Annotated in this window: 9 protein-coding genes and 1 pseudogene; 6 read left to right on the top strand and 4 right to left on the bottom strand. The window is 72.4% G+C overall.

What is annotated here, in order from left to right; genetic code table 11:
- A partial coding sequence (locus JAO81_RS38050; protein WP_199552574.1) for a peptidoglycan-binding protein occupies positions 1-426 on the top strand: 426 nt, incomplete at its 5' end.
- Positions 427-567: 141 nt separating this feature from the next.
- Here the strand turns inward: JAO81_RS38050 and JAO81_RS38055 are convergent.
- Complete coding sequence (locus tag JAO81_RS38055) at positions 568-1,269, bottom strand: hypothetical protein (protein WP_233416504.1); 702 nt, start codon at positions 1,267-1,269, stop codon at positions 568-570.
- 265 nt (positions 1,270-1,534) lie between these two features.
- Here JAO81_RS38055 and purN point away from each other — a divergent pair, with 265 nt between their 5' ends.
- The gene (gene purN / locus JAO81_RS38060; RefSeq protein WP_199552576.1) at positions 1,535-2,179 is read left to right on the top strand and encodes a phosphoribosylglycinamide formyltransferase; all 645 of its coding nucleotides are present in this window, start codon (positions 1,535-1,537) and stop codon (positions 2,177-2,179) included.
- Positions 2,176-3,741: a bifunctional phosphoribosylaminoimidazolecarboxamide formyltransferase/IMP cyclohydrolase gene (gene purH / locus JAO81_RS38065; protein WP_199552577.1), complete on the top strand. Its 1,566-nt coding sequence runs from the start codon at positions 2,176-2,178 to the stop codon at positions 3,739-3,741. Before purN ends, purH begins: the two co-directional genes overlap by 4 nt.
- A gap of 200 nt (positions 3,742-3,941) precedes the next feature.
- Here the strand turns inward: purH and JAO81_RS38070 are convergent, their stop codons facing one another.
- Positions 3,942-5,552, bottom strand: coding sequence for a DUF6350 family protein (locus tag JAO81_RS38070; RefSeq protein WP_199552578.1), 1,611 nt, complete (start codon positions 5,550-5,552; stop codon positions 3,942-3,944).
- Positions 5,553-5,696: 144 nt separating this feature from the next.
- Between JAO81_RS38070 and JAO81_RS38075 the strand changes: the two are divergent.
- Positions 5,697-5,888: pseudogene (locus JAO81_RS38075) on the top strand (helix-turn-helix transcriptional regulator); the annotation flags it as partial.
- Positions 5,889-7,649: 1,761 nt separating this feature from the next.
- Entirely contained in the window at positions 7,650-8,879 is a 1,230-nt protein-coding gene (locus JAO81_RS38085) for an RNA polymerase sigma factor (protein WP_199552585.1), read from the top strand.
- A 251-nt stretch (positions 8,880-9,130) separates the two neighbouring features.
- On the opposite strand, the gene sucD is transcribed toward JAO81_RS38085, so the two are convergent.
- Positions 9,131-10,015 (bottom strand): succinate--CoA ligase subunit alpha, encoded by an 885-nt coding sequence (gene sucD / locus JAO81_RS38090; RefSeq protein WP_199552579.1) that lies wholly within the window; start codon positions 10,013-10,015, stop codon positions 9,131-9,133.
- A gap of 21 nt (positions 10,016-10,036) precedes the next feature.
- A complete protein-coding gene (sucC, locus tag JAO81_RS38095) occupies positions 10,037-11,215 on the bottom strand; it encodes an ADP-forming succinate--CoA ligase subunit beta (protein WP_199552580.1) in 1,179 nt (392 codons plus the stop codon).
- A 494-nt stretch (positions 11,216-11,709) separates the two neighbouring features.
- Between sucC and JAO81_RS38100 the strand changes: the two genes are divergently transcribed.
- On the top strand, positions 11,710-12,330 hold the full coding sequence (locus JAO81_RS38100; RefSeq protein WP_199552581.1) for a hypothetical protein: 621 nt from the start codon (positions 11,710-11,712) through the stop codon (positions 12,328-12,330).
- Positions 12,331-12,486 lie beyond the last annotated feature (156 nt).

A 12,486-nucleotide genomic window follows, 5' to 3' on the forward strand; every position in this document is an offset into this window, starting at 1 on the left:
CCCGCCGCCCCGCCCGGGCCGGCCGGACCCGGCGGCGACCAGGACACCGAGCCGACGGCCGGCGAGACAGCGGAAGCCGGAACCAGCGGGGGCAGTGGCGCGGGCACCAGCACGGGAGGCGGGGGCACCGACCCGGACCCCGCCCCGACCAAGACCACGGCAGCCCCCGCCAAACCGCCGTGGATCACCGACTGCACGTATTACTCGGGCACGACCGAAACCATCTACGGCCACAAGGGCACCCGCGTGGTCCAGGTCCAGTGCATGCTCACCAAACGCGGCTACGGCGTGGGCGCCGGGGGCGTGGACGGCGAGTTCGGCCCCGACACCCGCACCGCGGTCAAACGCTTCCAGACCACCAAGGGCCTGGACGTGGACGGCCGAGTAGGCCCCAACACATGGGCAGCACTCCGCAGCTCGACGTAGCGACTGGACGGCTGGACGACTGGACGGCTGGACGGCTGGACGTAGAAAAACGAACGGGGGACCCTACGTCGGGACGTAACCGGTCAAACCGGCCGCTCCCCATGACAATGGGTCCCCCGATGCGCCCAACGGGCGGGAGGGTCAGTCCTGTTCGCCGAGGAGGGTGCGCAGGGGGGTGGGGAGGAGGTCCTCGCACTGGTTCTGGGCCGCGTGGGTGTTTGCGTCGCGTTCGCAGACGTAGAAGTCGCGGTAGACGATCTGGGCGGTGAAGGTCAGGGCGACCATGGCCAGGGCCAGGCCGGCCGTGACCAGACCGCTCACCGCGGCCGTCGTCTGCGGCTTGCCCGAGGAGACCGCGGGGGCCGGCTGGGTCGGGTCGGGTGTGCGCGGCTTCGTACGCAGCGCGGTCACACCCCAGTACACGGCGAGCGCGCCGAGCAGCAGCGCCAGGTAGGGCCAGCCGAAGAGCCCGAAGAAGAACGCCCACATGCCGCCGAGCAGCGCATACCGCGCGCGGCGCTGCGCCGGGTCGGTCGGGTCCCAGCGCATCCCGCCCATCGGACCGCCCTGCCCGTTCGGACCGCCCTCGGATCCGACGGGGCGCTGACCGAAGCCGCCGGAGGAACGGCCGGGCTGCTGCGAGCTCCAGCCGGGACCCGAACCGTCACCGCCTTGCTCGCCGTCGGGATGACGGGGACACCAAGGCTGCTCCGGAGCACCCTCGGGCGGCGGCGCGAAGGGGTTGTCCTCGCCCTTCCCCGTGTCCTGCGGCGCGCCCTGCGCAGGCTGATCGTCCGGCGCGACCTGCGGAGACTGGTCCTGCGGCGACGAAGGTGAGGGCATGCGGTCCGGCATCAGGTGTGCGTCTTTCCCCGTAGTCGGTGGATTGCCCGGCCGGGCCGGCTGAGCAGCGGCGCGCGCCTGGCAGTCCTTGGAGCTTGCTCCCCAGACGCTACCTCCCGGTCACGCCACCGTCCCGTGGGGGCCGTCGGGTGTGCCGGTATCGTTGCTGACGGTCGGGCGCTTCGTAGAGTTCCCCGTATCGGGGGCACCGAAGCATTCGTACGACCGTACAAAGCCAGGACCACCACGCGCTGATGCGCTGCCGATGCGAAAGGGCCCCGCTGTGGCCACCCCCGTAAGCACGCCGCCGAAGCGGCTTGTCGTTCTCGTGTCGGGCTCGGGCACCAATCTGCAGGCCCTGCTCGACGCCGCGGCCGACCCCGCCTTCGGCGCCGAGATCGTGGCGGTGGGCGCGGACCGGGACAACATCGTCGGTCTCGAGCGCGCACGGAAGGCCGGTCTGCCGACCTTCGTCTGCCGCGTGAAGGACTTCGACGACCGCGCCGCCTGGGACCGCGAACTGGCGGAAGCGACAGCCGCCCACGCGCCGGATCTGGTGGTGTCGGCGGGCTTCATGAAGATCCTGGGCAAGGAGTTCCTGGCCCGGTTCGGCGGCTGCACCGTCAATACGCATCCGGCGCTGCTGCCGTCTTTCCCCGGTGCTCATGGCGTACGTGACGCGCTCGCGTACGGCGCGAAGGTCACCGGCTGCACCGTCCACTTCGTCGACGACGGCGTCGACACCGGGCCGATCATCGCGCAGGGCGTGGTGGAGGTCCTGGACGAGGACGACGAATCCGCGCTCCATGAGCGCATCAAGGAAGTCGAGCGAACGCTGCTCGTCGAGGTCGTGGGCCGGCTCGCCCGCCACGGCCATCGCATTGAGGGACGAAAGGTATCCATCCCGTGACCGCCGCTTCTTCTGGACAGCGCCCCATCCGCCGGGCCCTGATCAGCGTCTACGACAAGACCGGGCTCGAGGACCTCGCCCAGGGCCTGCACGGGGCCGGTGTCCAGCTGGTGTCGACCGGCTCCACCGCCTCGAAGATCGCCGCGGCCGGTGTGCCCGTCACCAAGGTCGAGGAACTGACCGGCTTCCCCGAGTGCCTCGACGGCCGGGTCAAGACGCTGCACCCGCGCGTGCACGCCGGCATCCTCGCCGACCTGCGTCTGGACACGCACCGCTCGCAGCTCGAAGAGCTCGGTGTCGAGCCCTTCGACCTCGTGGTCGTGAACCTCTACCCCTTCAAGCAGACCGTCGCCTCGGGCGCTTCGCCCGACGAGTGCGTGGAGCAGATCGACATCGGCGGCCCGTCGATGGTCCGCGCCGCCGCCAAGAACCACCCGTCGGTCGCGGTCGTCACCAGCCCCGCGCGCTACGCCGATGTCCTCTCGGCGGTACGCGACGGCGGCTTCGACCTGACGGCCCGCAAGCGTCTCGCGGCGGAAGCGTTCCAGCACACTGCGTCGTACGACGTGGCGGTGGCGTCCTGGTTCGCGGCCGACTACGCCGCCGCGGACGACAGTGGTCTGCCGGACTTCCTCGGCAACACCTACGAGCGCTCCAACGTCCTGCGCTACGGCGAGAACCCGCACCAGCCGGCCGCTCTCTACGTGGACGGCGCGGGTGGCCTCGCGGCCGCCGAGCAGCTGCACGGCAAGGAGATGTCGTACAACAACTACACGGACACGGATGCCGCGCGCCGTGCCGCGTACGACCACGCCGAGCCCTGCGTCGCGATCATCAAGCACGCCAACCCGTGCGGCATCGCCATCGGCGACGACGTGGCCGAGGCCCACCGCAAGGCCCACGCCTGCGACCCGCTGTCGGCTTTCGGCGGCGTGATCGCCGTGAACCGTCCGGTGTCGGTGGCGATGGCCGAGCAGGTCGCCGAGATCTTCACCGAGGTCATCGTGGCCCCGGATTACGAGAACGGCGCGGTCGAGGTCCTGGCCCGCAAGAAGAACATCCGCGTCCTGCGCTGCCCCGGCGCCCCGTCCAACCCGGTCGAGGTCAAGCCGGTCGACGGCGGCGCGCTGCTCCAGGTCACCGACCGCCTCCAGGCGGACGGCGACGACCCGGCCAACTGGACCCTGGCGACGGGCGACGCGCTGTCCGCCGACGAGCTCGCCGCGCTGGCCTTCGCCTGGAAGGCCTGCCGCGCGGTGAAGTCCAACGCGATCCTGCTCGCCAAGGACGGCGCCTCGGTGGGCGTCGGGATGGGTCAGGTCAACCGGGTCGACTCGGCCAAGCTCGCGGTCGAGCGCGCGGGCGAGGAGCGGGCGCGCGGCTCCTACGCCGCGTCGGACGCGTTCTTCCCGTTCCCGGACGGCCTGGAGATCCTGACGGCCGCGGGCGTCAAGGCCGTGGTGCAGCCGGGCGGTTCGGTCCGCGACGAGCTCGTCGTCGAGGCGGCGAAGGCGGCGGGCGTGACGATGTACTTCACGGGGACGCGTCACTTCTTCCACTGAGCGGCGGCTCCGGCAAACCCGGCCGCGGTTTCGGGTAGGGGCGGGGCGGGGTGAGGGGAAGGAGACCCCGCCCCGCCCCGCCCCTACTCACGATGCGCCGGACTCCAAGTCCCCGTCAGGTTCCAAGTCCCCGTCAGGCTCCGGCTTCGCCTCGGGCTGCGGTTTCGCCTCGGGCTGCGGTTTCGCCTCGGGCTCCGGCTTCACGAGCGACACGGGCCCCACCGGTGCGGCCTCCGAGACCTTCCCCAGCGCGGCCCAGCGCGTCGCCCGCGAGCCCGTGTCGTGCCAGGACGAGTCGAGGAAGTCGTACGGCTCGAAGGGCGACTCGGCAGCCACCACCACCGGCCCTGGATCCGGCACCTGCTCATCGGCAGCCGAGCCCCGGCGCGGCCACCCCCCGGGCCGGGGGCGGGGCCCCCGGCCCGCGCGGACCCGGGGGGGGGCCGGGCGGGGCCGAGGGACGCGCCGGCCCCGACGGATTCGCCCGCCGGCTCGGCAGACGTCACCTTGGGCGTGCGCGCCCGCCATCCTCGTACGCCCAGAGCCAGCGGCATCCCGCACAGCAGGACCCAGCCGCAGGCCGCGCCCCCGGCCTGCCACCACACCGGACCGAACGACGCCAGCGTGCCCACGCCGAGCGGACCGCCGGCGAGTGCGGCGAGCACGGCGAGCGCGAGGCCGGTGAGCAGGGCCGCGAGCCCGGTCGTCAGCGCGGTCGCCCCCCGGCTCCACACCTCCTCGCGCTCCCCCTTCGCCGGCGCCGCGCACCGCACGGCGAACCATCCGACGGCCAGCCCGGCGAGAGCCGGTACCGCGAGGCAGGCCCAGGTCAGCGGGGTGCCGGGCCCGGGTGAAGGCACCGCGGCGAGCAGCGGGAAGGACGGCAGGAGCGGACCGCCGTCGGGGGTCCCGAGCGGCCAGGCGACCAGTCCGGTGCCCAGGAGCACACCCGGGCCGAGTGCGTAGGCGGCGCCCCACACCGCGGCGTTGGGCACGAGGACCACGGCGAGCAGAAGCACCGCGACCCGGCCGGACCACGCGCCCGTCAGCTGCAGGAACGAGGCCTGCGCGGCATCCAGGTGCAGCCCGAGCGACACGGCCACGAGCAGCGCGCCGCCGCCGAACAGCACCAGCACTCCGGCTGTCGCCGAGCGCACGGCGGCGGCGAGTTGGTCCCTGCGGTCCAGGAGCGCACGTACCGGCAAAGCGTCCTGGAGGCGGTACGCGAAGGAGGGCAGCGGACCGCGCGGCCGGCCGTACGCCGTCCACACCCCGGCGGCCGCGGCGGCCCCCGCGAGCAGCGGCAGATGGACGGCCGCGCTGAGCGGATCCGCGGACAGCGGGCCGCCCCTCGCATAGAGCAGCGCGGCGGTTCCGACGAGGAGGTAGCCGCCGGCCACCCCGCACAGCGCGGTCCGTACGTCCGGCGCCGTGTCGGCCGCGTCGCGGGCCGCGCGGTGCACGAGCAGCGCGGGGAGCCCGAGCAGCAGCAGCGGCGTGATGCCGACCGGGGCCGGGACACCGGTGAGGGTGTCGGGCCGGACGAGTTCGGTGCCGTGGGCGAGCAGCCACAGGCCGGCGGCCACGTGGAGTGCCGCGCCGGGGCCGCTGTCCGGGTACGGCGAGGAGATCCAGAACGCCATCACCAGGACGGCCAGCGCGCCGAGACCGAGCCCCGCGGCGATCGCGCCGCCGAGGAGACAGGGCACGAGCGCCGACGATCTGCGGCGCGTGGCAAGGGCATTGAGCAGGGCCTGCGGCGTGACCGCGGGCCCTTCCGGCTGCGCGCTGCGGTCGGTCGTGTGCGTCACGCCCGCCATGGTCCCAACGACACGCGCGCTCTTCGCGTAACAGGCGAATGCCCGAAGTGTCGCCCAATATACGTTTATGTACTTATCGGGGCGCCGTCCTGCCATGGGCCCCCGTCCCACAGCCCACGGTGTGGAGAGTCCGACATGACGCAGAGCCCCGCCGCCCCACTGCCCGGCCCCGAGGAGCGCCGTCGGCTGCGGGAGGCGAACGACCTGAGCCAGGCCCAGGTCGCCGAGCTGGTCGGCGTGACCCGGGAGACGGTCCGCTCATGGGAGGCAGGCCGCACAAACCCCCGGGGACGGACCCGGGAGACGTACGCGGGGTTGCTGACGAGTTGGGGTGGGGCGAGGTCGGGCGGGACGGAGTCGGGTGGGACGGAGTCGGGTGGGCTGGGGGGTGGTGGGGCGAGGTCTGGTGAGTCTGGGTGCCGTGAGTCCGGGTTTGGTGAGTCCGGGTTTGGTGAGTCCGGGTCCGGTCGGGCGGGGGCCGGTGCGGCGGAGTCCGGTGCGGCGGAGTCCGGTGGATTGAGGGCTGATGGGTCGAGGGCTGGTGGGGCGGGGTCCGGTGGGTCGGTGGCCGGTGGGTCGGTGACCGGTGGGTCGGTGACCGGTGGGCGACGGCTGGGTGAGGTGGCGAATCTTCGGGGTGGGGAACGGCGGGACTCGGATGGAGAGAGCCGGGGCTCGGGCAGGGAACGGCGGGACTCGGATGGCGAGCGACGGCACGAGGGTGGGGAGCGGCCGGGCGAGGGGCGGGCGCTGACGGGGAGTCAGTCGTCTGACGGGGACGGTCGTACGGGGGGTGAGCGACGCGAGGGAGAGGTTGACGGGGCAGCCCGCCCGACGCCGGCTCGCCCCACGCCTGCCCTGCTGGCCAAGTTCGCCAGGCGGGGGGCGGGCGAACGGGCAGGAGAAGCGGCCGGTGCGGCCGGGTCCGAGGGAGCGGTGGCCGGTGCGGCCGGGTCCAGGGCCGCCGGGTCCGAGGCTGCGGGGGCCGGCGCGGTCATGTCGGGTACGGCCGGGGCAGGTGCGGCGGGGTCCAGTGCACCCGGGTCGGGTGCAGCCGAGCCGGGTGCAGCCGGGTCGGGTGCAGCGGTGCCCGAGGTGGCGGAATCCAGTGCCGCCGGGTCCGAGGCGGCGGAGGCCGGTGCGGTCATGTCGGGTACGGCCGGGTCGGGTGCAGCGGTGCCCGAGGCAGCGGGGTCCCCAACTCCCGGGCTGTCCTGGCCCATCGGTCCCTCGGAGCTCTCTGAGGCCAGGTCCACTCCCCCGAAGCCCGCTCCGCCGAAGCCCACTCCCCCCAAGCCCGCTCAACCGAAGCCCGCGCCCTCGATGTCCTCGCCGACCTCGGCGGCGGGGCCGGCCCCGGCGGATAGCTCGGCGGCCTCAGCGGCCTCAGCGACCTCCGCGGCCACGCCAACCGCTCCGGTACGCGTCTCGCGGCCGGTCACGTCCACGGCCGGTCAGCCGGTCCCCGCAACGGCAGCCGAGCCCGGCACCGCACCGCTCGTCCCCTCGCGCGCCACGACCTCGCCCCGGGAAGCGGCCGCGGGTTCCCTTACCCCGGCCCGGGCCGACTCCGCACACCCCGCCGACCCCGCACCCTCCCAGCCCGCAGCCGCGTCCCGGCCCGCCAGGGCGGAGGCCGGCCAGAACGCCAAGGCCGCTCCCGGCCCCGCCGAAACCCGAGCCCCCGAGCCGCCCGGCATCCCCCTTGAGTCAGCCAGGACCCCGGGCCGCACCTCCACCACCCCCAGGCCGGCCCAAGCCCCGGCCGCCACCACCGCATCCGCGCCCAAGCCCACCGAGACCCCGGCCCACACCTCAGCCACCTCCGAACCAGCCGAGGCCCCGGCCCATATCTCACCCACCGAGACCCCGGCCCTCACCTCGGCGACCACCGAACCGACCGACACCCCGGCCCCAACCCCAGTCACCCCCAAGCCCATCAAGACACCGGCCCACACCTCAGCCGCCTCCAAACCAGCCGAGGTCCCGACCCTCACCCCAACCACCCCCAAGCCCACCGAAACCCCGCACCCGAACCTCGCCCCCTCCCTCCAGCCCTCCGAATCTGCAAAGGCCGTCGAGCACCTCATGCCTGTGAAGCCCGTCGAGCTCGCCGCGCGTGCCGAGCTCAGTCAGTCCGCGGGGGCCGCCGAGGCCACCGCGCACCCCAAGACCGCCGCCCGCACCGTTCTCGTCGACCTCTCCAAGGAGCAGGGGCGCAAGGGCCGTAAGGGCTCCCGGACCCGGCCCAAGGCCGCGGCCAAGCGGGCCGCCAAACCGGCCGGCACCGGCCCCTCCCGCGATGAGCACAGCGGCGTACCGTCCCGCGGCGACCACCACGGTGAGCACAACGGCAGTGCGGCGCAGCACGAGGACGGCCGAAGCGCCCGCCCCGGCGACGCTGCGCCGAAGCCCTCGGCCGCCCAGGCCACCGCACTCGTCGACGAGACCCCCGACGGAGGACTCGCCGCAGACGGTCCGCCCGCGCCGGGGAACGGCGACGGCGAGGAGGAGCACACGGGCCTGACGCCGGCGCAGGCCTTCGACGCGCTGTACGCGTTCACCGCCCCCGGCCTCGTACGGCAGACGTATCTGCTGACCGGACGGCGCGCGCTGGCGAAGGAGGCCGTGGAGCGCGCGTTCCACAAGGCGTGGGAGCAGTGGCCCGAGGTCGCCAAGGACCGGGACCCCGTGGGCTGGGTGCGGGCGGTCGCGTACGAGTACGCGCTCTCGCCCTGGCACCGCTTCCGGCGCAGTCACCGCCACCCGGACGCCCCGCCCGCGGAGCCCGAGGACCGCAAGCTGCTCGACACGCTCCTGAGCCTGCCGCCCTCGTACCGGCGCACGCTCGTCCTCTACGACGGTGTCGGGCTCGATCTGCCCGAGACCGCGGCCGAGACCGAGGCCAGCACGCCGGCCGCGGCGAACCGTCTGGTGCATGCGCGCGAGGCGATCGCCGAGCAGCTGCCCGAGCTGTCCGATCCGGCCGAACTGCAGCGCAGGCTGGATGAGTTGGCGTGCGCCGAGAAGCTCGGCACGGGCAAGGCGACGGCCGTACGGGGTGAGGGCGAGCGGCGCGTGCGGTTCTGGACGCGGGCGGCGATCGCGTTCACGACGCTGATCATCGGGGCGTCGGCGATCACGTGGATCACCTCGGCGAAGGACTACGAGCCGGAGCAGGCCCCCGGCCAGAAGATCACCGGCGTACCGGCGCGGCCCGGACCGCAGATCCTCGACCACCGGGACAAGCAACTCCGCGAGAAGCTGCGCAGCGGGCCGGGCGCCGGGCCGGAGCGGGTGCATCCGCTGGCGGAGTAGCCCCGCGCCCCCGTTCCCCGGACAGACCCCTCCCTCCCGGGGGCCGAGCCCTGTCAAGGCTATCGGCGCCCACTGACAACGGCCGGTCCGCGCAGTCGGACGGGCCCACGCAGTCGGACGAGTCCACGCACGCCGAAGGCCCGTACCCCTAGCAGGAGGGGCACGGGCCTTCGTACGAGCTACGAGTTACGAGCTACGAGCCGCGAGCCGCGAGCCGCGAGCTACGAGCTACGAGCTACGAGCTACAAAACTCAGCCGGCGAGGATCGCGCGCGCCAGCTTGGCCGTCTCGGTCGGCGTCTTGCCGACCTTGACGCCCGCGGCCTCGAGGGCCTCCTTCTTCGCGGCGGCCGTGCCGGAGGAGCCGGAGACGATGGCGCCGGCGTGGCCCATGGTCTTGCCCTCGGGCGCGGTGAAGCCGGCGACGTAGCCGACGACCGGCTTCGTCACGTTCTTCGCGATGAAGTCGGCCGCACGCTCCTCGGCGTCACCGCCGATCTCACCGATCATGACGATCAGGTCGGTGTCGGGGTCGGCCTCGAACGCGGCGAGCGCGTCGATGTGCGTCGTACCGATGACCGGGTCGCCGCCGATGCCGACGGCGGACGAGAAGCCGATGTCACGGAGCTCGTACATCATCTGGTACGTCAGCGTGCCGGACTTCGAGACCAGACCGATGCGGCCCGGCTTCGTGATGTCGCCCGGGATGATGCCGGCGTTGGACTGGCCCGGGGTGATGAGACCGGGGCAGTTCGGGCCGATGATGCGGGTCTTGTTGCCCTTCGACTGCGCGTACGCCCAGAAGGCGGCGGAGTCGTGGACGGCGATGCCCTCGGTGATGACGACGGCGAGCGGGATCTCGGCGTCGATCGCCTCGACGACCGCGGCCTTGGAGAAGGCCGGCGGGACGAAGAGGACGGAGACGTTGGCGCCCGTCTTCTCCATCGCCTCGGCGACGGTGCCGAAGACGGGGATCGACGTGCCGTCGAAGTCGACCTCGGTGCCCGCCTTGCGGGGGTTCACGCCGCCGACGATGTTGGTGCCGTCACCGAGCATCAGCTTGGTGTGCTTCATGCCCGTGGCACCGGTCATGCCCTGGACGATGACCTTGCTGTCCTTGTTGAGGAAGATAGCCATGGTGGTGTCTGACCTCGTCCCTTACTTCGCAGCCGCGAGCTCGGCGGCCTTGTCGGCCGCGCCGTCCATCGTGTCCACACGCTGCACCAGCGGGTGGTTGGCGTCGCTGAGGATCTTGCGACCCAGCTCCGCGTTGTTGCCGTCGAGACGCACGACCAGCGGCTTGGTGACCTCTTCGCCCTTCGAGGCGAGCAGCTCAAGGGCCTGGACGATGCCGTTGGCGACCTCGTCACAGGCGGTGATGCCACCGAAGACGTTGACGAAGACGGACTTGACGTCCGGGTCGCCGAGGATGATCTCGAGACCGTTCGCCATGACCTCGGCGGAGGCGCCGCCGCCGATGTCCAGGAAGTTGGCCGGCTTCACGCCGCCGTGGTTTTCACCGGCGTACGCGACGACGTCCAGGGTCGACATGACCAGACCGGCACCGTTGCCGATGATGCCGACCTCGCCGTCGAGCTTGACGTAGTTGAGGTTCTTGGCCTTGGCGGCAGCCTCGAGCGGGTTGGCTGCGTCCTTGTCCTCGAGCGCCTCGTGGTCGGGCTGGCGGAAGTCGGCGTTCTCGTCGAGCGAGACCTTGCCGTCCAGGGCCAGGATCCGGCCGTCCTTGGTCTTGACGAGGGGGTTGACCTCGACGAGGAGCGCGTCCTCGGCGACGAAGGTGTCCCACAGGGTCACCATCGCCTCGGCGACACCCTCGGCCACGTCGGCCGGGAACTTCGCCTGGGCCACGATCTCGCGGGCCTTGGCGATGTCCACGCCGTCCACCGCGTTGACCGGGACCTTCGCGAGGGCCTCGGGGGTCTTCTCCGCGACCTCCTCGATGTCCATGCCGCCCTGCACCGAGGCCATGGCCAGGAAGGTGCGGTTGGTGCGGTCGAGGAGGTACGAGACGTAGTACTCGGCCTCGATCTCGGGGGAGAGCTCGGCGATCATCACCTTGTGGACCGTGTGGCCCTTGATGTCCATCCCGAGGATGTCCGTCGCGCGAGCGACGGCCTCATCCGGGTCGCCGGCCAGCTTCACGCCGCCGGCCTTGCCGCGGCCGCCGACCTTCACCTGGGCCTTGACGACGGACTTGCCGCCGAGGCGCTCGGTCGCGGCGCGCGCGGCCTCAGGCGTGTCAATGACTTCACCGGCCAGCACCGGTACACCGTGCTTGGCGAAGAGGTCCCTCGCCTGGTACTCGAACAGGTCCACGCGCGTCCGTCCCTTTTCCGTTTCGCGTCGGTATCGCGTTTCATCGCGATCGCGTTCGTTGTCTGCGGGCTGCGTCTGCATGTCTGCGTCTGCATGGGCGTGCCGCGAAGGGCAACGTGACGGCGCTGTCACTGAGGGAGGCGTACACGGTGGCCGTGGACGCGGCATGTCCGTCTCGCAGGTTATCGCCGAGGGACGTTGGTCCCTAAATCGCAGATCACACTGTGGCGGTGATAACGGTCACAGGCGGCGAGGGGCACTCCTGACGGCGACATAGCGTGACCCCGCTCAATGCACGACTGGAGGGGGTTCTTGTGTTTCGTGGGGGTCGAGGGCGGGCGGTGGCGGCTGCGGTCGCGGGCTGCGCGGCGGTGGTGGTGATGACTGTCGGAGGGTGCGCTTCGGATACGGGTGGGGTCGGCGCCTCGGGGACGGGGTCCGGATCCGGCTCCGGGTCCGGGTCCGGTCGGTCGGGGGCGAAGGAGCGCTTCGATGTGGGGCAGGCGCTGGCGCACCGGAGCGCGGATCCCTTCTCGGCTCGGGTCACGTTGTCCGTACGGAGCGAGCAGGCGGTGCTGTTCACCATGGACGGCCGGTTCAACCTCAACGCCACCCGCCCTGAGGGAAGTGTCACCCTCCGCCAGTCGCCCGGGACTGCCGAGGAGTCGGTGACCCGTTCGGTCCGTCTCGGGAAGACGCTGTACTGGAAGGTCGACAAGGGCACCGGCGCCGGCAAGGGCTGGGCCAAGAAGGCGGGCCCGCAGGAGGTGTCACGCACCGACCCGGACGCAAACCAACTGCCGCAGTACGCCGAGCTGTTGCTCGCCCAGGGCAAGAAGGCACGCAAGGGGCCCGAACGGGTCGACGGCGTACTCACCGAGCACCTCTCCGGCCGCCTCACCATCGCCGAATTGCGCACCGTGGAACCGCATGTGGCCGACGGTCTGTACGGGCAGGGGCTCGACGCCGTGGAGTGTGAGATCTGGGTGGACGGGGAGGGCCGCGTCCGGCGCTACGAGCAGCATCAGAAGGGGTCGGCCGACCAGGTCACCCTCATGGTGATGACCGTCTCGGAGGAGAGGGCTCCGGAGAAGTTCGCGGCGCCGATCCGCTGACTCAGGTCCGGTTCGGTTCGGTTCAGCCCGGTCTGGTCCGGTCCAGTCTGGTCTGGTCTGGTCCGGTCCGGTCCGGTCTGGCCGGGGTAGGGCGTGGGGGGTGTCGCGGTCGCGGACCGGGCCGTCCGTCGCACGAGGGTCCCCTCAAGGTGCGAC

Source organism: Streptomyces sp. N35, assembly GCF_016464295.1.
Lineage (GTDB): Bacteria > Actinomycetota > Actinomycetes > Streptomycetales > Streptomycetaceae > Streptomyces.

What these genes read in the sequence shown, in the direction of transcription:
- JAO81_RS38055 (WP_233416504.1), bottom strand. Translation starts at nt 1,269, where the DNA reads ATGCCCTCACCTTCGTCGCCGCAGGACCAGTCTCCGCAGGTCGCGCCG.
- purN (WP_199552576.1), top strand. Translation starts at nt 1,535, where the DNA reads ATGCGAAAGGGCCCCGCTGTGGCCACCCCCGTAAGCACGCCGCCGAAG.
- JAO81_RS38085 (WP_199552585.1), top strand. Translation starts at nt 7,650, where the DNA reads ATGCCTGTGAAGCCCGTCGAGCTCGCCGCGCGTGCCGAGCTCAGTCAG.
- sucD (WP_199552579.1), bottom strand. Translation starts at nt 10,015, where the DNA reads ATGGCTATCTTCCTCAACAAGGACAGCAAGGTCATCGTCCAGGGCATG.